This is a genomic window from Serratia sp. BNK-4, from assembly GCF_048685115.1.
Lineage (GTDB): Bacteria > Pseudomonadota > Gammaproteobacteria > Enterobacterales > Enterobacteriaceae > Serratia > Serratia bockelmannii.
In genome coordinates this window covers 3,980,468-4,002,155 of record NZ_JBLQTM010000001.1, presented here as the reverse complement: position 1 = coordinate 4,002,155, position 21,688 = coordinate 3,980,468, and the positions used below count along the sequence as shown (strand labels likewise).

16 protein-coding genes are annotated in these 21,688 nt (G+C 61.3%); 14 read left to right on the top strand and 2 right to left on the bottom strand.

Annotated features, from left to right (window positions below; all coding sequences use genetic code 11):
- Nucleotides 1-23 precede the first annotated feature (23 nt).
- The 7 genes from hrpB to ACMGGW_RS19085 all read left to right on the top strand — a co-directional run bounded on the left by hrpB (nt 24) and on the right by ACMGGW_RS19085 (nt 11,712).
- Nucleotides 24-2,462: an ATP-dependent helicase HrpB gene (gene hrpB / locus ACMGGW_RS19115; RefSeq protein WP_193389599.1), complete on the top strand. Its 2,439-nt coding sequence runs from the start codon at nt 24-26 to the stop codon at nt 2,460-2,462.
- A 118-nt stretch (nt 2,463-2,580) separates the two neighbouring features.
- Entirely contained in the window at nt 2,581-5,073 is a 2,493-nt protein-coding gene (gene mrcB, locus ACMGGW_RS19110) for a bifunctional glycosyl transferase/transpeptidase (RefSeq protein WP_025304218.1), read from the top strand.
- Between the two features lie 250 nt (nt 5,074-5,323).
- Complete coding sequence (gene fhuA / locus ACMGGW_RS19105) at nt 5,324-7,516, top strand: ferrichrome porin FhuA (RefSeq protein ID WP_025304217.1); 2,193 nt, start codon at nt 5,324-5,326, stop codon at nt 7,514-7,516.
- A 47-nt stretch (nt 7,517-7,563) separates the two neighbouring features.
- A complete protein-coding gene (gene fhuC, locus ACMGGW_RS19100) occupies nt 7,564-8,361 on the top strand; it encodes a Fe3+-hydroxamate ABC transporter ATP-binding protein FhuC (RefSeq protein ID WP_197832264.1) in 798 nt (265 codons plus the stop codon).
- A complete protein-coding gene (gene fhuD, locus ACMGGW_RS19095; RefSeq protein WP_197832265.1) occupies nt 8,361-9,269 on the top strand; it encodes a Fe(3+)-hydroxamate ABC transporter substrate-binding protein FhuD in 909 nt (302 codons plus the stop codon). Before fhuC ends, fhuD begins: the two co-directional genes overlap by 1 nt.
- On the top strand, nt 9,266-11,254 hold the full coding sequence (gene fhuB / locus ACMGGW_RS19090) for a Fe(3+)-hydroxamate ABC transporter permease FhuB (RefSeq protein WP_025304214.1): 1,989 nt from the start codon (nt 9,266-9,268) through the stop codon (nt 11,252-11,254). The genes fhuD and fhuB overlap by 4 nt, the downstream gene beginning before the upstream one ends.
- A 305-nt stretch (nt 11,255-11,559) precedes the next feature.
- Nucleotides 11,560-11,712, top strand: coding sequence for a Hok/Gef family protein (locus tag ACMGGW_RS19085; RefSeq protein ID WP_197832267.1), 153 nt, complete (start codon nt 11,560-11,562; stop codon nt 11,710-11,712).
- A 122-nt stretch (nt 11,713-11,834) separates the two neighbouring features.
- Here the strand turns inward: ACMGGW_RS19085 and metK are convergent, their stop codons facing one another.
- Complete coding sequence (gene metK, locus ACMGGW_RS19080) at nt 11,835-12,989, bottom strand: methionine adenosyltransferase (RefSeq protein WP_016926681.1); 1,155 nt, start codon at nt 12,987-12,989, stop codon at nt 11,835-11,837.
- Between the two features lie 898 nt (nt 12,990-13,887).
- Between metK and speA the strand changes: the two genes are divergently transcribed.
- The 3 genes from speA to ACMGGW_RS19065 all read left to right on the top strand — a co-directional run bounded on the left by speA (nt 13,888) and on the right by ACMGGW_RS19065 (nt 17,467).
- The gene (gene speA, locus ACMGGW_RS19075; protein ID WP_004937600.1) at nt 13,888-15,864 is read left to right on the top strand and encodes a biosynthetic arginine decarboxylase; all 1,977 of its coding nucleotides are present in this window, start codon (nt 13,888-13,890) and stop codon (nt 15,862-15,864) included.
- 194 nt (nt 15,865-16,058) lie between these two features.
- Nucleotides 16,059-16,979, top strand: a complete 921-nt coding sequence (gene speB, locus ACMGGW_RS19070) for an agmatinase (protein WP_004937606.1) — start codon at nt 16,059-16,061, stop codon at nt 16,977-16,979.
- Between the two features lie 335 nt (nt 16,980-17,314).
- Complete coding sequence (locus ACMGGW_RS19065; RefSeq protein ID WP_043141361.1) at nt 17,315-17,467, top strand: Hok/Gef family protein; 153 nt, start codon at nt 17,315-17,317, stop codon at nt 17,465-17,467.
- Nucleotides 17,468-17,576: 109 nt separating this feature from the next.
- Here ACMGGW_RS19065 and ACMGGW_RS19060 read toward each other — a convergent pair whose 3' ends face one another.
- Nucleotides 17,577-18,818, bottom strand: a complete 1,242-nt coding sequence (locus ACMGGW_RS19060) for an MFS transporter (RefSeq protein WP_043141266.1) — start codon at nt 18,816-18,818, stop codon at nt 17,577-17,579.
- Nucleotides 18,819-19,216: 398 nt separating this feature from the next.
- Between ACMGGW_RS19060 and ACMGGW_RS19055 the strand changes: the two genes are divergently transcribed.
- The 4 genes from ACMGGW_RS19055 to ACMGGW_RS19040 are packed head-to-tail and all read left to right on the top strand — an operon-like array spanning nt 19,217 to nt 21,661.
- Nucleotides 19,217-19,534, top strand: a complete 318-nt coding sequence (locus tag ACMGGW_RS19055; RefSeq protein WP_004937614.1) for a non-heme iron oxygenase ferredoxin subunit — start codon at nt 19,217-19,219, stop codon at nt 19,532-19,534.
- A 2-nt stretch (nt 19,535-19,536) separates the two neighbouring features.
- On the top strand, nt 19,537-19,845 hold the full coding sequence (locus ACMGGW_RS19050) for a recombinase-like helix-turn-helix domain-containing protein (protein WP_004937617.1): 309 nt from the start codon (nt 19,537-19,539) through the stop codon (nt 19,843-19,845).
- A 20-nt stretch (nt 19,846-19,865) separates the two neighbouring features.
- Nucleotides 19,866-20,909, top strand: a complete 1,044-nt coding sequence (locus tag ACMGGW_RS19045; protein ID WP_043141261.1) for an aromatic ring-hydroxylating oxygenase subunit alpha — start codon at nt 19,866-19,868, stop codon at nt 20,907-20,909.
- A complete protein-coding gene (locus ACMGGW_RS19040) occupies nt 20,906-21,661 on the top strand; it encodes an SDR family oxidoreductase (protein WP_025304203.1) in 756 nt (251 codons plus the stop codon). Before ACMGGW_RS19045 ends, ACMGGW_RS19040 begins: the two co-directional genes overlap by 4 nt.
- The last annotated feature ends 27 nt before the right edge of the window (nt 21,662-21,688 follow it).

Here is a 21,688-nt window from a genome sequence, read left to right as displayed (position 1 = left end):
CGTTAACCACCACGGAGAGTTCAGTGTCTTCATTGCCCGTCAGCGCGGTGCTTGATGAGTTGCTGGCTGCGCTGCAGTCCGCTCCTCAGGTGCTGTTGCACGCCCCGACCGGCGCCGGTAAATCCACCTGGTTGCCGCTGCAGATCCTGGCTAAGGCCGGATTGCCGGGGCGCATTATCATGCTGGAGCCGCGGCGGCTGGCAGCGAAAAACGTCGCTTACCGCCTGGCACAGCAACTTGGGGAGGAGCCCGGCCAGACCGTGGGCTACCGCATGCGCGCCGAAAGTAAAAGCGGGCCGCAGACCCGGCTGGAAGTGGTGACGGAAGGCATTCTCACCCGCATGCTGCAGCAGGATGCCGAGCTGCAGGGCGTGTCGCTGGTGATCCTCGATGAATTTCACGAACGCAGTCTGCAGGCCGATTTGGCGCTGGCGCTGCTGCTCGACGTGCAGCAAGGGCTACGCGACGATCTGAAACTGCTGATCATGTCGGCCACGCTGGACAACGTCCGTATGACGCAGCTGTTGCCGCAGGCACCGGTGGTGGTGTCAGAGGGACGCAGCTTTCCGGTTGAACGTTTATATCAGCCGTTGGCCAGCCATCAGCGGCTGGAGGATGGCGTAGCGGCGGCGGTGAAGCGTCTGCTGGCCGAACAGCCGGGGTCTTTGCTGTTGTTCCTGCCGGGCGTAGCGGAGATCAATCGGGTGCTGGAGCGATTGACCGGCGAGGTGGCGAGCGATACCGATCTTTGCCCGCTGTATGGTGCCCTGCCTTTGGCGCAACAGCAAAAAGCGATTCAGCCGGCGGCGCCTGGCCGCCGCAAGGTGGTGCTGGCGACCAACATCGCCGAAACCAGCCTGACGATCGAGGGCATTCGGCTGGTGGTGGACAGCGGCCTGGAGCGCGTGGCGCGTTACGACGTGCGCAACGGTTTGACGCGGCTGGCGACGCAGCGCATCAGTCAGGCCTCGATGGTGCAGCGCGCCGGGCGCGCCGGGCGCCTGGAGCCGGGCATTTGCTGGCATCTGTTCGCCAAAGAACAGGCGGAGCGCGCGGCGGAACATGCCGAACCGGAAATTTTACAAAGCGATCTCACCGGCTTCTGGCTCGAGCTGTTGCAGTGGGGGTGCCATGATCCGGCGCAGCTGACCTGGCTTGATGCGCCTCCGGCGGCGGCATTGGCAGCGGCCAGGGCACTGTTGCACCGGCTGGGAGCCACGGATGACGGCGGCAAACTTACCGCGCCGGGGCGCCAGATGGCCGCGCTGGGGTGCGAGCCGCGGCTGGCGGCGATGCTGGTCGCCGGGGCGGCACTGAGCGCCGACGGCCTGGCGACGGCGGCGTTGCTGGCGGCATTGCTGGAAGAACCGCCGCGCGGCGGGCAGATGGATATCGGCTACTGGCTGAGCCGCCCGCAACCGAACTGGCGGCAGCGCGCCGCGCAGTTGACCAAACGCCTGCCGCAACGTGCGGGGCAAGTCGACGTCGATCTGGCGCCGCGCCTGTTGGCGCAGGCGTTTACCGATCGCATCGCCCAGCGCCGTGGCCAGGACGGCCGCTACCTGCTGGCCAACGGCCTGGGCGCGGCGATGAACCAGGACGAGGCGCTGTCGCGCGCCCCCTGGCTTATCGTTCCCAGCCTGTTGCAGAGCCACAACAGCCCCGATGCGCGTATCCTGCTGGCGCTGCCGGTGGACATCGAAGCCCTGGCGGCGCAGCTGCCGGCGATCGTCACGCAGCGCACGGCGGTGGAATGGGATGAAGAGAAGGGCACGCTGCGCGCCTGGAAGCGCCAGCAGATCGGTCGTCTGACGCTGCGCGCTCAGCCGCTGGCCAAACCGGCGGACGAAGAGCTGCAGCAGGCGCTGCTCGACTGGGTGCGCGCACAGGGGTTGGCGGTGCTCAACTGGGAGGGGGCCGCTGAACAATTGCGGGTGCGCCTGCAGTGCGCGCAAGCCTGGCTGCCGGAGGCGGAGTGGCCGGCGATGGATGAAGAGCCGCTGCTGGCGGCGCTGGAGCAGTGGCTGTTGCCGTCGCTGAACGGCGTGCGCGATCTGCGCGGATTGAAGCAGGTCAACATCGCCGAAGCGCTGTCCCGTCTGCTGGACTGGCAGCAAAAGCAGCGGCTGGATAATGCGTTACCCACTCATTACACTGTGCCGACCGGCAGCCGTTTACCGATTCGTTATGAGGCCGGTAAACCGCCGGCGCTGGCGGTGCGTTTGCAGGAGGTGTTCGGCGAGCAGCGCAGCCCGATGTTGGCGGAGGGTCGCATCCCGGTGGTGCTTGAGTTACTCTCACCGGCGCACCGGCCGTTGCAAATCACCGGCGATCTGGCGGCCTTCTGGCAAGGCGCCTATCGCGAGGTGCAAAAAGAGATGAAGGGCCGCTACCCTAAACACGTTTGGCCGGACGATCCGGCCACGGCGGTACCGACGTGCCGAACGAAGAAATATCAGTAGGTCGCGATCATTTAAGGTTTGGAATTCAGATGTTTCTTCTGGTCAGCGCTGCGGCGTAGGCACAGATTAAGCGACTAATCATGGCCGGCAGTGTCGGCAAGCTCGGAGAACAACAGCCATGGCTGGGGATGACCGCGAGCCCATCGGGCGCAAAGGAAAACAACCAAAAAGCACCGCGTCGCGCAAGCCGCCGCGCCGTCGCCGAGACGACGATTATGACGATTACGAAGAAGACGAGTATGACGATGATGAGTATGAAGAGGAGGAGGAACGCATGCCGCGTAAGGTAAAAGCGACTCCGCCGCGTAAAAAACGCCGTTGGCTCGGCCTGTTTATCAAACTGATCCTGGTGATCGCCGTCTTGTTGGCAATCTATGGCGTCTACCTGGACTCGCAGATCCGCAGCCGCATCGACGGTAAAGTCTGGCAGCTGCCGGCGGCGGTGTACGGCCGCATGGTCAACCTGGAACCGGGTATGCCGTACAGCAAGAAGGAGATGGTCAACCTGCTGGAAGGCATGCAGTATCGCCAGGTCAGCCGCATGACGCGCCCGGGCGAGTTTACCGTGCAGGCCAACAGCATCGAAATGCTGCGCCGCCCGTTCGACTTCCCGGATGGTAAAGAAGGGCAGATCCGCGCCCGTCTCGACTTCCAGAACAACCGCCTGGCGAAGATCGAAAATCTGGACAGCGGCCGCAGCTTCGGCTTCTTCCGCCTCGATCCGCGTCTTATCACCATGCTGCAGTCGCCTAACGGTGAACAGCGCCTGTTCGTGCCGCGTTCCGGTTTCCCGGATCTGTTGGTAGACACGCTGATCGCCACGGAAGACCGCCATTTCTATGAGCATGACGGCATCAGCCCGTACTCCATCGGCCGCGCGGTGCTGGCCAACCTGACCGCCGGTCGTGCGGTGCAGGGCGGCAGTACCCTGACGCAGCAGCTGGTGAAGAACCTGTTCCTGACCAACGAACGTTCGCTGTGGCGTAAGGCCAACGAAGCCTATATGGCGCTGTTGGTGGATTACCGTTACAGCAAAGACCGCATCCTGGAGCTGTATCTGAACGAGGTGTACCTCGGCCAGAGCGGCAGCGACCAGATCCGCGGTTTCCCGTTGGCCAGCCTGTATTACTTCGGCCGTCCGGTGGACGAGCTGAGCCTCGATCAGCAGGCGTTGCTGGTCGGCATGGTCAAGGGCGCGTCGCTGTATAACCCGTGGCGCAACCCGAAACTGGCGCTGGAACGCCGCAACCTGGTGCTCAAACTGCTGCAGAACCAGGGCGTGATCGACGGCGAGCTGTATGACATGCTGAGCGCGCGTCCGCTGGGCGTGCAGCCGAAAGGCGGCGTCATTACGCCACAGCCGGCGTTTATGCAGATGGTGCGTCAGGAACTGCAAACCAAGCTGGGCGATAAGGTCAATGACCTGTCCGGCGTGAAGATCTTCACCACGCTGGATCCGGTGTCGCAAGACGCGGCGGAAAAAGCGGTCGAAGACGGCATCCCGGCGCTGCGCGCTGCGCGTCACCTGCAGGATCTGGAAGCGGCGATGGTGATCGTCGATCGCTTCAGCGGTGAAGTACGCGCCATGGTCGGCGGCGCCAACCCGCAGTTCGCCGGTTTCAACCGCGCCATGCAGGCGCGACGCCTGGTCGGCTCGCTGGCCAAACCGCCAACGTACCTGACCGCGCTGTCCGAGCCGGACAAATACCGCCTCAACACCTGGCTGGCGGATGCGCCGCTGTCGCTGAAACAGCCGAACGGCGCCGTCTGGCAGCCGAACAACTACGATCGCAAATTCCGCGGTCAGGTGATGCTGGTGGATGCGTTGGCCAACTCGCTGAACGTGCCGACGGTGAACCTCGGCCTGTCGGTCGGGCTGGATCAGATCAGCGCCACGCTGCAACGCCTGGGGATCCCGAAAGCGGAGATCAATCCGGTGCCTTCGATGCTGCTGGGGGCGATCGGCCTGACGCCGATGGAAGTCGCGCAGGAGTACCAGACCATCGCCAGCGGCGGTAACCGTGCGCCACTGTCGGCGGTGCGTTCGGTGATCGCCGAAGACGGCACGGTGCTGTACCAGAGCTTCCCGCAGGCGGAACGCATGGTGCCGGCGCAGGCCGCTTACCTGACGCTGTACGCGATGCAGCAGGGCGTGGCGCGCGGGACCTCCCGCTCGCTGTCGGTGAAGTTCCCGAACTACAACCTGGCGGCGAAAACCGGTACCACCAACGATCTGCGCGACAGCTGGTTCGCTGGCATCGACGGCAAGGAAGTGGCGATCGCCTGGGTGGGGCGCGACAACAACGGCCCGGCCAAGCTGACCGGCGCCAACGGCGCGTTGACCCTCTATCGCCGCTATCTGGAAAACCAGACGCCGCTGCCGCTGATGCTGCAGCCGCCGGAAGGCATAAACCAGATGAGCATCGACTCTGCCGGCAACTTTATCTGCGGCGGCGGCAGCTGGCGCACCATCCCGGTCTGGACCGACAATCCGCAGGGATTGTGCCAGGCCAGCCAGGCGGCGGTGCAGCAACAGCAGCAACCGGCGGCGGGTGAGCAAAAAGATGGCGATGGCGTCGCCGGCTGGATCAAGGATATGTTCGGTCAGTAATCGCTACCGGGGCGTCGGCCCCGGTGAAAATTTTTCTTTGTTATTAGGCCCGTAACCTTGGTTGCGGGCTTTTTTGTTTTTCCGCTCGTTTTATTTCCCTGTTAACTACATGGCTAAGCGCCTAATCCTTAACCTATTTGCCCTATGAATTCGGCTTGCAGTTTAATTTGGCTTCTGCATAAAATGCGACGCTTATAATAATTATTATCGTTTACATTCGTCATTTAATAATTCATCAGAGAAATAAATCATGCCGACCAAGCGTCTTTCATCATCCGCGGCCAAGCAGGGCCGTCTCCCCGTCAGCGCGTTAGCGATCACCGTCGCTGCGGCGTTAGGCACGCTGGCGATGCCGGCTTTTTCCGCCGACGCCAAGCCGGCCGCCAAGGAAGACACGATTACCGTTGTGGGCGGCAGCAATTCCGCCCAGCAGGAAAGCGCCTGGGGGCCGGTCGGCACCTATGTCGCCAAACGTAGCGCCACCGGCACCAAAACCGATACGCCGATCGAAAAGAACCCGCAGTCCGTTTCCGTGGTGACGCGTGAAGAGATGGACATGCGCCAGCCGGATACGGTGAAAAGTGCTCTGGCCTATGCGCCGGGCGTATTCGCCAGCCGCGGCAGCTCCACGACCTATGACGCGGTGGCAATCCGCGGCTTCCCGGCTACCAACACCACCCAGTATCTGGATGGCCTGCGGTTGCTGGGCGACAACTACAGCGAAGCGTCCATCGATCCTTATTTCCTCGAACGCGCCGAGCTGCTGCGCGGCCCGGTCTCGGTGCTGTACGGTAAAAGCAACCCGGGCGGTTTGGTCTCGATGGTCAGCAAGCGGCCAACCACCGAGCCGCTGCGCGAAATCCAGTTCAAAATGGGTACCGATAACCTGTTCCAGACCGGTTTCGATTTCAGCGACGCGCTGGACGATCAGGGCATCTATTCCTATCGCCTGACCGGCCTGGCGAAAGACAGCGATACGCAGCAGAACATGAGCAAAGAGAAGCGCTATGCGATCGCGCCGTCCTTTAGCTGGCGCCCGGATGACAAAACCAACTTCACGCTGCTGGCCAACATTCAAAACGATCCCTATACCGGTTATTACGGCTGGTTGCCGAAGCAGGGCACGCTGATCCCATTGCCGGACGGCAGCAAACTGCCGACCGATTTCAACGAAGGCGAAGCCAGCAACTATATGGCGCGCAAGCAGCGGATGATCGGGTACAGTTTCGAACACGCCTTCAACGATACCTGGGCGGTGCGCCAGAACCTGCGTTATATGCAGGTGGACACCGATATGAAGAGCATCTACGGATTCGGCTTATCATCACCGACGACGATCAATCGCGCTTACGTTCAGTCGAAAGAGCACCTGAACAATTTTGCGGTTGATACTCAGGCGCAGGCGAAGGTGAAAACCGGCGATATCGACCATACGCTGTTGTTTGGCGTAGATTATTCGCGTATGCGCAACGATATCAATTCCGACTATGGTTCCACAGACGGCCTGAGCATGACCCAGCCGCAGTATGGCAATGATGTGGTCAATATCAACTTCCCATACAAGTACTTGAACCGTCAGGAGCAAACCGGCCTGTATCTGCAGGAGCAAGGGGAGTGGAACCAGTGGCTGTTGACGCTGGGCGGGCGCTATGACTGGGCGAAAACGTCGGCCAATAACCGCGTTCTCGGGTACACCAACGAACGCTCCGATGGGCAATTTACTTGGCGCGGCGGATTGAATTACCTGTTCGACAACGGCGTGACGCCGTATTTCAGCTACAGCGAGTCGTTTGAACCGACCCTGGATACGTCAATCAATGGCCAGACCTTTAAGCCCTCGATCGGCAAGCAGTATGAAGCCGGCGTGAAATACGTGCCGAAGGATCGCCCAATCGTGCTGACCGGCGCGCTGTATCAGCTGACCAAGAACAACAACCTGACGCCGGATCCGGATAACGCGCAGTTCAGCGTGCAGAGCGGCGAGATCCGCTCACGCGGCGTGGAGCTGGAAGCCAAGGCGGCGTTGAATGCCAACGTCAACCTGATCGCCTCCTATACCTACACCGATGCGAAATACACCAAGGACAACACCTATCAGGGCAAACCGACCGTCGAAGTGCCGAAACACATGGCGTCGCTGTGGGCGGATTATACCTTCCACGAAACGGCGGTGAGCGGTTTGACGCTGGGTTCCGGTGTGCGTTACGTCGGCTCCAGCTCGAGCTTCAACAGCGATAACACCACCTTCAAGGTGCCGGACTACACGCTGGTGGACGCCACCATTAAATACGATCTGGCGCGCTTTGGCCTGCCGGGCTCGTCCGTGGGCGTCAACATCAACAACCTGTTCGACAAGACCTACGTGTCGAGCTGCTACCGCGACTACGCCTGCTACTGGGGCGCAGAACGCCAGGTGGTCGCCACCGCAACCTTCCGTTTCTAACCGGATAGCCGGGGCGGCGCCGCGTCGCCCCGGACAAAGCAGGATCTATGCAGGACAAACTTCTTAATCCCGGCGCGGCCTTTGCGCTGGATAACGCCAGCTTCGCCGTCCCCGGCCGGGTGCTGCTGCAACCGCTGTCGCTCAGTTTTCCCCAGGGCAAAGTCTGCGGCCTGATCGGCCATAACGGTTCCGGTAAATCCACCCTGTTGAAACTGCTCGGGCGGCATCAAGCCCCCAGTGGCGGCCAGGTACTGCTCAATCGGCAGCCGCTGGCGCAGTGGGACGGCAAATCCTTCGCTCGCCAGGTGGCTTACCTGCCGCAGCAGTTGCCGGCGGCGGAAGGCATGACGGTGCGTGAGCTGGTGGCCGTCGGCCGTTATCCGTGGCATGGCGCGCTGGGGCGTTTTGGCGCCAACGATCGTCAACAGGTGGAAGCGGCCATCGCGCTGGTGGGCTTGAAGCCGTTCGCCAACCGGCTGGTGGACAGCCTGTCCGGTGGCGAGCGCCAACGCGCCTGGCTGGCGATGATGGTGGCGCAGGACAGCCGCTGTCTGTTGCTCGACGAGCCGACGTCGGCGCTGGACATCGCGCACCAGGTCGAGGTGCTGGCGCTGATCCAGCGCCTGAGCCGCGAACGCGATCTCACGGTGATCGCCGTACTGCACGACATCAATATGGCGGCGCGCTACTGCGACCATTTGGTTGCGCTGCGCGGCGGTGAAATGATCGCCCAGGGCGGCCCGCTGGAACTGATGCAGGGGCCGGTGCTGGAGCAAATTTACGGTATTCCTATGGGCACGTTGCCGCACCCGAGCGGCGGCGCGCCGGTGAGTTTTGTCTACTGATGTCCTCTGTATTCACTTCTTCTCACGATCCGCTGCGCCGCCGCCTGTTGATGGCGCTGGCGCTGTCGCCGCTGTTGGGATCGTTGCCCGGGCGAGCGGCGGATGCGCCGCCGGATATCGCGCGCGTTGCGGCGCTGGAATGGCTGCCGATCGAGCTGCTGTTGGCATTGGGCGTGACGCCGCTGGCGGTGGCCGATGTCCATAACTACAACCTGTGGGTGGCGGAGCCGAAGCTGCCGGCGACGGTGGTCGACGTCGGCCAGCGCACCGAACCGAATCTCGAACTGCTGCAGCAGCTCCAGCCTTCGCTGGTGTTGCTGTCGCAGGGCTATGGCCCGACGCCGCGAAAAATCCAACCCATCGCGCCAACCATGAGCTTCGGCTTCAACGATGGCAGCGGCAAACCGCTGACCGTCGCCCGCCAGTCGCTGCTGGCGCTGGGGCAACGATTAGGCATAGAAAGCCGGGCGATAAACCACCTGGCGCAGTTCGACCGCTTTATGCAGGACGCCCGTCAGCGCCTGCAAAGCTACACCCGCCAACCGTTGCTGCTGTTTTCCCTGATAGACACGCGCCATGCGTTGATCATCGGCCAGAAAAGCCTGTTCCAGGAAGCGATGGATCAACTCGGTATCCGCAATGCCTGGCAGGAGAAAACCGACTTTTGGGGCACGGCGGTGGTGGGGATTGAACGGTTGGCCACGGTGCGTAACGCCCGAGTCATCTATCTCGATCACGGTAATCAGGCGATGATGGACAAGGTCAGCGCGACGCCGCTGTGGCAGTCATTGCCTTTTGTGCGGCAAAACCAGCTGCGGCAGGTGCCGGCGGTGTGGTTCTATGGCGCCACGCTGTCGACGATGCGTTTCTGCCGTTTATTGGCACAAGCTCAGGAGAGTGCGTCATGAATGCGGGCATCCGGAAATTGCCGCTGACGCTGATCCTGCTGTTGCTGGCGGCGGCAGGTGGCCTGACGATATACAACCTGACGCAGCAGCTGCCGCCGGCGCAATGGGCACGGGCGCTCAGCGCGCCGGACATCGACGACGTGCGGCAAATGCTGTTCCATTACAGCCTGCTGCCTCGGTTGACGGTGTCGCTGTTGGCCGGCGCCGGCCTGGGGTTGGTCGGCGTGCTGTTCCAGCAGGTGTTGCGCAATCCGTTGGCGGAACCGTCGACGCTCGGCGTGGCCGCCGGTGCGCAGCTCGGCCTGACCATCGCCACGCTGTGGGTGCTGCCGGGGGGCGAATTTACCCGCCAACTGGCCGCTATGGTGGGTGCGATTGTGGTGGGCGGGCTGGTGTTCGGCGTCGCCTGGGGCAAGCGGATGTCGCCGGTGACGCTGATTCTGGCCGGGCTGGTGTTGGGACTGTACTGCGGCGCGGTCAACAGCTTGTTGGCGCTGTTTCATTACGATCAGCTGCAGGGCATGTTCCTGTGGGGCACCGGCGCGCTGAACCAACAGGATTGGAGCGCCGTACAGTTCCTCCTGCCGCGTTTGCTGGTGGCAGGCCTGCTGGCGGCGCTGTTGCTGCGCCCGCTGACGCTGCTGGGGCTGGACGACGGCGTGGCGCGGAACCTGGGGTTGGGGCTATCGATGGCGCGCTTCTGCGCCTTGGGGCTGGCCATTATCTTCAGCGCCATGTTGGTGAGTGCGGTGGGCATTATCGGCTTTATCGGCCTGTTTGCGCCGCTGATGGCGAAGATGCTGGGCGCGCGCCGCCTGGCGCACCGCATGATGTTGGCGCCGTTGCTGGGGGCACTGCTGCTGTGGCTGACCGATCAGGTGATGCTCGGGGTGACGCAGGTGTGGCGTGAGATCCCGACCGGCGCGGCCACTGCGCTGTTCGGCGCACCGCTGCTGCTGTGGCTGTTGCCGCGTTTGCGCAGCGCCACCACGCCGCCGCCGATGAACCTTGGCGACAAGGTGCCTGCCGAGCGCGGGAATCTGCCCGGCTGGATCCTGCTGGGTGGCCTCGTATTGCTGATCGGTCTGACGCTGGCGCTGATGCTGGGCAAAAATGCCGGCGGTTGGCACTGGAGCCTGGGTGCGGAGCTGGATTCCCTGCTGCCGTGGCGCTGGCCGCGGGTGCTGTCGGCGCTGGCGGCGGGCATGATGCTGGCGGTCGCCGGCACGTTGATCCAGAAATTGACCGGCAACCCGATGGCCAGCCCGGAAGTGTTGGGGATCAGCTCCGGCGCCGCTTTTGGCGTCGTGATGATGCTGTTTATGGTGCCGGGCGACGCCTTCGTTTGGCTGCTGCCCGCCGGCAGTTTGGGAGCGGCCGCTACGCTGCTGATCATCATGATCGCCGCAGGCCGCGGCGGTTTCTCGACGGAACGCATGCTGCTCGCCGGTATCGCGCTCAGCACCGCCTTTACTACCGTCATCTTCCTGCTGTTGGCCAGCGGCGATCCGCGTATGGGGGGCTTGCTGACCTGGCTCTCCGGTTCGACCTATTCGGTGGAGCCGGCGCAGGCGCTGCGTACCGCTCTGGTGGCCGCCGGCCTGATGGTATTGGCGCCGCTGTGCCGCCGTTGGTTGACCATCCTGCCGCTCGGCGGCGCCACCGCCCGCTCGGTGGGCATTGCGCTGACGCCGGCGCGGTTGACCATTTTGTTGCTGGCTGCCACCCTGACCGCCATGGCGACCCTGACCGTCGGGCCGTTGAGCTTTGTCGGGCTGATGGCGCCGCATATGGCTCGTATGCTGGGCTTCCGCCGCGCGCTGCCGCAAATGGTGATCGCCGCGCTGCTGGGCGGCTTGCTGATGGTGTTTGCCGACTGGTGCGGGCGGATGCTGCTGTTCCCGTATCAGATCCCCGCCGGGTTATTGGCGACCTTTATCGGTGCGCCGTACTTCGTTTATCTGTTGCGTAAGCAGACGTCGTAAGCCTCGCTCCCACCTTGCTTTCTCTGCCCTCAATGGCCCTGCGTTGCTGGGCCTTTTTTCAACGCTTTGCAAGGCGTTGCGTGCCGCTACGCAAGAAAGACATTTAACGTGAAAAGGAACGTGGGAAGAGAGGGGGAGGTGAATATACTGCGGGCGGGTGCTCTGGATCTTTGTCTCTGGAGCCTGCGTGAAAGATACAAAGAGAAAAGCCCCGAGTCGATATCCATCAACCCGAGGCCTACTCTAACGCACGACAACGTTAAGTTAGCCTCTTACCCGCCGCGAGGCAAGGAGAAGAAGGCATGATGCCGAACAAACGGAGCCTGTTAAAATTGGTGGTTATTTGTGCCACGGTAATATCACTGGCATGGATAACCCGCAGCACGCTGTGTGAGCTGCGTATCCGATCGGGCTCTACGGAGGTTGCGGCCATTTTGGCTTACGAATCAGAACGGTAAGGCAACCCGGCGGCGGGGGCTTTGCCTCCGCTGGCCGGCAGTCGATGCGTTGATCCAGGAGCACCCATCTGCTCAAAAAAACGGCGAGCCCAGGCTCGCCGTTTTCATGTTGATGTCGGGGCTTATTTCAGGCCGGCGGCATCGCGCAGCAGTGCGGCTTTGTCGGTCGCTTCCCACGGGAAGTGCTCGCGGCCGAAGTGGCCGTAGGCGGCAGTTTCGCGGTAGATCGGCTGCAGCAGATCCATCATCTGGATCAGGCCGTATGGGCGCAGATCGAAGAATTCGCGCACCAGCAGCGTCAGCTGTTCGGTTGGCACTTTCTCGGTACCGAAGGTTTCCACCATGATGGAGGTCGGTTCCGCTACGCCGATAGCGTAAGACACCTGAATCTCGCAGCGATCGGCCAGGCCGGCGGCAACGATGTTTTTCGCCACGTAGCGCGCCGCGTAAGCCGCGGAACGGTCAACCTTGGACGGATCCTTACCGGAGAAGGCGCCGCCGCCGTGGCGAGCCATGCCGCCGTAGGTGTCGACGATGATCTTACGGCCGGTCAGGCCGCAGTCGCCCATCGGGCCACCGATAACGAAACGGCCGGTCGGGTTGATGTGGTATTTGGTGCCCGCCGTCAGCCATTCCGCCGGCAGCACCGGCTTGATGATCTCTTCCATCACCGCTTCTTGCAGATCTTTCAGCGAGATGTCTTCTGAGTGCTGGGTGGACAGCACCACGGCGTCGATGCCGACGATTTTGCCGTCGTCGTACTGGAAGGTCACCTGGCTCTTCGCATCCGGGCGCAGCCACGGCAGGGTGCCGTTTTTGCGCACTTCGGACTGGCGCTGCACCAGACGGTGCGCGTAGGTGACAGGCGCAGGCATCAGCACGTCGGTTTCGTTGGTGGCGTAGCCAAACATCAAGCCCTGATCGCCGGCGCCCTGCTCGAGAGGATCGGTACGGTCAACGCCCTGATTGATGTCTGGGGATTGCTTGCCGATGGCGCTCAATACTGCACAGGAGTTGGCGTCAAAGCCCATGTCCGAATGAACGTAGCCGATCTCGCGCACGGTCTTGCGGGTGATCTCTTCGATATCGACCCAGGCACTGGTGGTGATTTCACCGCCGACCAGCACCATACCGGTTTTCACGTAAGTTTCGCAGGCGACGCGCGCTTTCGGATCTTGTTCCAGGATGGCGTCGAGGACGGCATCGGAGATCTGGTCGGCGATTTTATCTGGATGTCCTTCGGAGACGGATTCGGACGTGAAGAGGTGTTTAGCCATTGTGTTCTTTACCTTGCATAAGACGGGTTAGAAATTACTGCACAGCGCTGGAGATCCGGCATCGAAGCGAAGGGTCTTCCGCTGATGGCGCGAGATGCATCCTGCAACGCCCCTCAGGCAAAGCCGTTAAGCAGTTTATCAGTTAACCAGTATAGATGGATTAACATCTGGACGTCTATTTTAGGTCAGGGTTTAGCCAGATTGCCAGTAATTTTTTGCGCTTTCGCTCTTTTGCGCAAACGGGTTGGCGCCATTTTCATCGCTTGAAACAGTTTTCGGCGAATTTTCATTTTGCTTTTTCACCTGCTTACCGGTATAAACTGCGCGCGCGGTTCATTTGCTGCACAGTACGGCGGTCTGGCGTGGGGGAAGGTGCGATAAACTTCCGCTTTGCATTCGCCAGCGTTGCGCTATTATCCGTCGCGGGCGTTCGCCGCTTCATCGAACGGTCACGTTCTTACACTATATTTAGAGGCTGGGTCGTTCACTCCGAACGGCGCGCGTGGAGGTGGTTGGATTAATGATCCGTTGTCTACCGGTTGTTGGTTCTCAACAGCAGTGCCGTTCTGGCGCACATTCTTCTGCTATTTCCCGTCTTGTCTCTCTGTCACTTACCAGGTGCGATAAACACTTGGCCGCTACTCAGGATTCTCGGGCCGGCTAACGGTCGTCTGAAGAACTGAACAAGGGTAGCCTGCAGCCTTCCTGTGGGATGTTTCTTGGCCCGATTCACGAGGTTTGAACAGGGTGTCTTACAATTATATGAGTGATAAACCGATCGCTGACCGCGAACGGCAGTTCTCTTCGCTGCCGCCGGCGCGGCTTGTTGGGTTGTTCTCGCGGGTTGTAGCTGCGATAGTGGCTGACGGTTTCGTCAGTAGGGAATGTGAGGCGAACCATGTCTGATGATCTGTTGATTCACCGTCCGCCGGTTGCGGGCGAGTCTTTATCTTTGCGCTCCATGCAGGAGGTTGCCATGAATGATCGTAATGCCAGCAAGATGCTGCGTACTTATAACGTCGCCTACTGGGGCAACAATTACTATGACGTCAACGAGCTGGGCCATATCAGCGTGTGCCCGGATCCGGATGTCCCGCAGGCGCGCGTCGATCTGGCAGAACTGGTGAAAACGCGCCAGCAAGACGGCCAACGTCTGCCGGCGCTGTTCTGCTTCCCGCAGATCCTTCAGCATCGCCTGCGCTCTATCAACGCCGCGTTCAAACGCGCGCGTGAATCCTTCGGCTACCAGGGCGGTTATTTCCTGGTGTATCCGATCAAGGTGAACCAACACCGCCGCGTGATTGAATCGCTGGTGAACTCCGGCGAACCGCTGGGGCTGGAAGCCGGCTCCAAGGCCGAACTGATGGCGGTGCTGGCGCATGCCGGCATGACCCGCTCGGTGATCGTCTGTAATGGTTATAAAGATCGTGAATATATTCGTCTGGCGCTGATCGGGGAAAAGCTGGGGCACAAGGTGTACCTGGTGATCGAGAAGATGTCCGAGATCAACCTGGTGCTGGAAGAGGCCGAGCGGCTGAACGTCATACCGCGCCTGGGCGTGCGTGCGCGTCTGGCATCGCAAGGCTCCGGCAAATGGCAGTCGAGCGGCGGCGAAAAATCCAAGTTTGGTCTGGCGGCGGTGCAGGTGCTGAAGCTGGTGGAGACCCTGCGTGAAGCGGGCCGCCTCGACAGCCTGCAGCTGCTGCACTTCCATTTGGGTTCGCAGCTGGCCAATATTCGCGACATCGCCACCGGCGTGCGCGAATCGGCGCGCTTCTACGTTGAGCTGCACAAGTTGGGCGTCAACATTCAGTGCTTCGACGTGGGCGGCGGCTTGGGCGTCGACTACGAAGGCACCCGTTCGCAGTCCGATTGCTCGGTCAACTACGGCCTGAACGAATATGCCAACAACGTGATTTGGGGCATCGGCGACGCCTGTAACGAACACGGCCTGCCGCACCCGACGGTGATCACCGAGTCCGGTCGCGCCGTGACCGCGCACCACACGGTGCTGGTCTCCAACGTGATTGGCGTCGAGCGCAACGAGTTCAGCGAACCGCAGCCGCCGGAAGCCGACGCGCCGCGCGCGCTGGAAAGCATGTGGGAAACCTGGCTGGAAATGAACGAGCCGGAGAACCGCCGCTCGCTGCGCGAATGGCTGCACGACAGCCAGATGGATCTGCACGACGTGCATACCCAATACGCGCACGGCATGCTGGACCTGACCAAGCGCGCCTGGGCCGAGCAGCTGTATCTGAACATCTGCAACAAGATCCAGCAGCAGCTCGATCCGAGCAACCGCGCGCACCGTCCTATCATCGACGAACTGCAAGAGCGCATGGCGGACAAGTTCTACGTCAACTTCTCGCTGTTCCAGTCGATGCCGGATGCATGGGGCATCGACCAGCTGTTCCCGGTGCTGCCGCTGGAAGGGCTGGATAAGCCGCCGGAAGGCCGTGCGGTGCTGCTCGACATCACCTGCGACTCCGACGGCACCATCGATCATTACGTCGACGGCGACGGCGTGGCGACCACCATGCCGATGCCGCCGTACGATCCGGAGAACCCGCCGGCGTTGGGCTTCTTCATGGTCGGCGCGTACCAGGAGATCCTTGGCAACATGCACAACCTGTTCGGCGACACCGCCTCGGTTGACGTGTACGTGTTCCCGGACGGCAGCGTCGAGACCGAGCTGTCCGACGAGGGCGATACCGTGGCGGACATGCTGGAGTATGTGCAGCTCGATCCGAGCGCGCTGCTGTCCAAGTTCCGCGATCAGGTCAAAGAAACCGATCTGGACAGCGAGCTGCAGGCGCAGTTCCTGGAAGAATTTGAGGCCGGTCTGTACGGTTATACGTATCTGGAAGACGAGTAACCGCCCTCTTCAGGGGGGCGCTGTTGACCCCCTTGAAGCATGAACAAAATGCGGCCATAATCTGCCGTATCGGTAGCACCGAAACACACATCGAATAAATCCCTTTCTCGTCGGGCTAACGACGCGGGAGGGATTTTTTTTTGTCACGGCCCGGCGTCTGCGCCCGGCAACTTGTTGAACTACGAGGGTTTACTATGAGCACCTTAGGCCATCAGTCCGATAATTCATTAGTGTCCAATGCCTTTGGTTTCCTGCGCTTTCCGCTGAACTTCATGCCTTACGACAGCGATGCAGAGTGGGTCATCACCGGCATTCCGTTTGACATGGCGACCTCCGGTCGCGCCGGCGGCCGCCATGGCCCGGCGGCCATCCGTCAGGTGTCCACCAACCTGGCCTGGGAAGGCAACCGTTGGCCGTGGAGCTTCGATCTGCGCGATCGCCTGAACGTGGTTGACTGCGGCGACATCGTGTTCAACTTCGGCGATGCGCAGGACATGAGCGACAAGCTGCAGGCACACGCGGAGAAACTGCTGAAAGCCGGTAAGCGCATGCTCTCGTTCGGCGGCGACCACTTTGTCACCCTGCCGCTGCTGCGTGCGCACGCCAAGCATTTCGGCAAGCTGGCGCTGGTGCACTTCGACGCCCATACCGATACCTACGCCAACGGCAGCAAGTTCGACCACGGCACCATGTTCTACCATGCGCCGAACGAAGGCCTGATCGACCCACATCATTCGGTGCAGATCGGCATTCGCACCGAGTTCGATCACGACAACGGCTTTACCGTGCTGGACGCCGCGCAGGTGAACGATCGCAGCGTGGACGACCTTCTGACCCAGATCAAGGGCATCGTCGGCGATATGCCGGTGTACCTGACCTTCGACATCGACTGCCTGGATCCGGCGTTCGCACCGGGCACCGGCACGCCGGTGATCGGCGGCTTGACTTCCGATCGCGCGCTGAAACTGGTACGCGGCATGCAGTCGCTGAACATCGTCGGCATGGACGTAGTGGAAGTGGCGCCGGCCTATGACCAGTCCGAGATCACCGCGCTGGCCGCGGCGACGTTGGGTCTGGAGATGCTGTACCTGCAGGCGGCCAAGAAACACGCCTGACGCTTGGCCACGCCTCGCTGAAAAAGCGGCTCCCATCGTATGGGGGTCGCTTTTTTTATTTCATTTTTCGCCATCCGTGCGGCGATTTTCAGTCTGTTGCAACGCCTTTGCGCAATTTTGCGCAGAAATGAAACGGAGTCAGTAAAAAGGAATCGGGATAACGGGGAGGATGAATATACTGCGCGCGGGTGCTCTGGATCTTTGTATCTAGAGCCTGCGTGAAAGGTACAAAGAGAAAAGCCCCGAGTCGATATTCATCAACCCGAGGCCTACTCTAACGCCAGCAACGTTAAGTTAGCCTCTTACCCGCCGCGAGGCAAGGAGAAGAAGGCATGATGCCGAACAAACGGAGCCTGTTAAAACTGGTGGTTATTTGTGCCACGGTAATATCACTGGCATGGATAACCCGTAGCACGCTGTGCGAGCTGTGGATCCGATCGGGCACTACGGAGGTTGCGGCCATTTTGGCTTACGAATCCGAACGGTAAGGCAACCCGGCGACGGGGGGGGGCCCCGTCTGCTGGTTGTTGACGTCCAGATCCATGAGCACCCTCTCAACGCTTTCGGTTTGCCGCCGTAGAACACGGTGAAACGGATTTATGCCCGTTTCACCTGGCGCGCCAGCAACATGCGGCTAAACAGCGCGCCGCCCGCCAGCAGCGTCAGCAGCTGTGAGGCAATCAGTACCGCAAAGCCCGAGGACACCTTGCCCTGGCTGGCCATCACCATGCCCATCGCCATCGGCACAAACGCCGAGAACAGATTGCCGATGCCGTTGATCAGCCCATAGGCGCTGCCGACCGCCTCCGGCCGCGCATAATGCTGCAGCAGAGTGGGGATTGCCGCGCCCTGTGCGCCCCAACAGGCGTTGGCCGCCAGCAGGAAGAAGGCGATCCAGCCAAGTTGATGGCTGTTCATTACGCCATAGATGCACAGTGCGGTCGCCGCGCCGCCAAAGACGAAGATCAGTGGCGCCTGATAGGGGCGGATACGATCGAGCAGCACGCCGCCGAGGTATTTTGAGGCGATGCTGACGATGAAAGGCAGTGCGGCCATCCATCCCATCTGCTTGATGGAGAATCCTTTTTCATCAGTCAGGTAAGCCGGCAGCCAGGCGCTGGATCCCCACAGGTAGCTGAGCGTGGCGATCTCGATCAGCAGGATCCAACCGAGCATCGGTGTGCGCCAGGCCAGCGCGAAGGTGTGCCAGACGCGGCTCAACACCGGCTGAGGATCGGCGGGGCGTGAAGATGAGGGTAAGGCGAGCGGATGAACGAACAGCCGCACCAGCGCCAGGCCCAACAGCAGGTTGAGCAGTGCCAGCAGGTGAAACGACATCGCCCACCCGAAGTGCGCCATCAGAAAACTCACCAGCGGAAAGCCGATCACCAGCCCCAACGAGACGCCCAGCGCGCTGACCGCGTTGGGTTTGCCACGCTCGTCGGCGGCGAAATGATCGCTGATGTACATGGTCTTGAGCGAGAACAGCGGCCCTTCGCTGACGCCAAGCAGCGCGCGCACCGCGCACAGCAACAGCAGCGATCCCGCCAGCGGCGACGCGGCGGTGAGCAGCGCCCACATCACGACGCTCAGCGTCAGCGCGCGGCGGTAACCCATCAGCGTTTCCAGAAACGGCGTCAGCAACATGGCGGACAGGCCGTAACCGAGTAAAAACACCGTCATCAGCGTGCCCTGATGGGCGCGGTCACCGCCGAGTTGAAAGTGTTGCAGGAAGTCGGGATTGACCAACATCACGGCGATATTAACCCGATCCGCATAGGCGATAACGATCAGAAACAGCAGGGCGATCACCCCAAACCAGCGTTGACGTTGTTGCACGGCGCGTTCCTCAGTGCGAGCGGTTGACGAATTCAGGCAGCAGTAAACTCGCCCGCGGAGGCCATTACGCGCAAACGCGGGGGACGAGGCTGATTAATGTAAATTAATTGTTATTAAATTGAGTGTAAAAGACAGTGAGAAAACACTTTTACGCGCAATGCGCCGCCGGGATCAACGCATTTTTTGCCATAAATTAGCGGAAGAGCGCACAACTGACATAGGTTTTTCATATCGGTGCATGATTTCGTGATCCCTCCCGCATTTGTCATTTTTAAACAACCTTTCATTAACATTTGCCGTTCCGCTCGCTTGACGAAAGTTTCGCCAGACTTATAGTGGCTGTATTAAATAAGAAACTGAGTTTCATATATGAAACAATCAGATAGAGGATAAAAGCAATGAGCTGGAAGAATGTGTGCGAAGTGTCTCAGGTGAAAGAAGATTTCCCTTTCTCCGGCAAAGTGGAAGGAAAAGAGATCGGGGTGTACCTGCTCGACGGTAACTACTACGCGCTGGAAGACGTCTGCCCGCATGCTTATGCCTTGCTCAGCCAGGGGTTTGTAGACGACGGCAAGGTTGAGTGCCCGCTGCACGAAGCGCTGTTTGACGTGCGCACAGGCCAGTGCCTGCGCGAGCCAGGCGGCCGCGATCTGCAAACCTATCCCACCCGGGTGGTCGACAACCAAATCCAGATCACCTTTATCGCGGAGGAGTAATCATGCAGCACATCACCGATTTCAATCCCTGGCTGCCGGACACCCAACAGGTGACGCCGGCCCGCGAAGGCGGCAACGGCCAAATCCATCAGCCGGGCCAGTTCCGCAATGTCATCTGGCAAAACCGCGCCCGGGTGCCGGACGGTTTCGAAACCGCGCTGGTGGCGGCGCTGGAAACGATCTTCGATCAGGGGGCGGAAGAGCTGGAGCAGATCGTCAGCGCGTTGAATCAGCGCCGCCTGTTCGATCGCAGCGGCCAACCGTGGAATGAGGCGACGTTCCGCGAATTCCTTCACGTTAACGGTTTCTGAGCCACATCCGGGAGAAGACAATGACAGCAAACACAACATCCTCCGAACAGAGCCTGCAGGACTATCTTGACCAGGGATTGCGCGGCATGTGGTATCCGGTGCTGGCCAGTTGGGAAGTGGGCAACAACCCGGTCGGCATCACCCGTCTCGAGCAGCAAATCGTGGTGTGGCGCGACGGTGAAGGCCAGATCCACGCGTTGGAAGATCGCTGCCCGCACCGCGGCGCGCGGCTTTCCATGGGGTGGAACCTCGGCGATCGTATCGCCTGCTGGTATCACGGGGTGGAAGTCGGCGGAGACGGGACGGTGAAAGACGTGCCGGCGGTGGATCGCTGCCCGCTGGTGGGGCAAAAATGCCTGCGGTCTTACCCGGCCAAAGAAGCCTACGGCGCAGTGTTTCTCTATTTCGGCGTGACGGCGGATGAAGCGCCGGCGGAGCTGACTTTCCCGCAAGAGCTGGCGGACGAAGCGTCGTACAGCCACTTCCTGTGCACCGCCAGCTGGGACTGCAACTACCAGTACGCGTTGGAAAACGTGATGGATCCGATGCACGGCACCTACCTGCACTCTTCCTCACACTCGATGGCGGAAGGGGATCGCAAGGCGGATATGGGGCTGGAGCCGACCGACAGCGGGTTTATCTTCAAGAAAAACGGCCAGATCGGCGTCAACTTCGACTGGGTGGAATTCGGCAGCAGCGGCGCGTATTGGATGCGCCTGTCGATCCCGTACAAGAAGCGCTTTGGGCCGGGTGGTCACTTCTGGATCATCGGCATGGTGGTGCCGGAAGACAAGGATCACTGCCGGGTGTTCTTCTGGCGCATCCGTAAGGTCAAAGACTGGCAGCGCGACATGTGGCGCTTCATGTACCGTAATCGCCTGGAATCGTTGCATTGGGACGTGCTCGAGCAGGATCGCATCGTGCTCGAGAACATGGCGCCTAACGCTCGCGGCCGCGAATACCTGTACCAGCACGACGTCGGTCTGTCGCGCCTGCGCCGCCTGATGCAGAAAGAGGCGCAGAAACAGCTGGCGACGCTGCGCGAGCGGGAGGCGGCGCAGTGAACGGCTTGCTGGACGGCAAGCGCATCGTGGTCACCGGTGCGGCGCGCGGCCTGGGCTACAGCTTTGCCGCCGCCATCGCCGCAGCAGGCGCGCAGGTGGTGATGTGCGACATCTTGGCGGATGAGCTGGCGGCGAGCGGCGCCGCGCTGCGCGAGCAGGGCGCTCGGGTGGAAACGCAGACGATCGATCTGGCCTCACCGGATTCGATCCGCTTGGCGTTCGAGAAGATCGCCGCTGGCGGCGGGATCGACGGTCTGGTGAACAACGCGGCGCTGGCGACCGGCGTCGGCGGTAAAACCATGATGGAATACGATATCGATCTGTGGGATCGCGTGATGCAAGTCAACGTGCGCGGCACCTGGCTGGTGAGCCAGGCGGCGGTGCCGCTGCTGGCGCGCAATCCGCACGCCAAGATCGTCAACGTGGCGTCGGACACCGCGCTGTGGGGCGCGCCGCGCCTGATGGCCTATGTCGCCAGTAAAGGCGCGGTGATCGCGATGACCCGATCGATGGCGCGCGAGCTGGGCCCGCAGGGTATCTGCGTCAACGCCATCGCGCCGGGCCTGACGCGAGTGGAAGCCACTGAGTATGTGCCCGCTGAGCGCCATCAGCTGTACGAGCAGGGGCGCGCGCTGGCCGGGGCGCAGCACCCGGACGATGTGAACGGTACGGTACTTTATCTGCTGTCGTCGCTGGCGGATTTCGTCACCGGCCAACTGCTGCCGGTCAACGGCGGCTTCGTATTCAACTGACGGCCCGCAGGGCAGGCGCACAGCGCA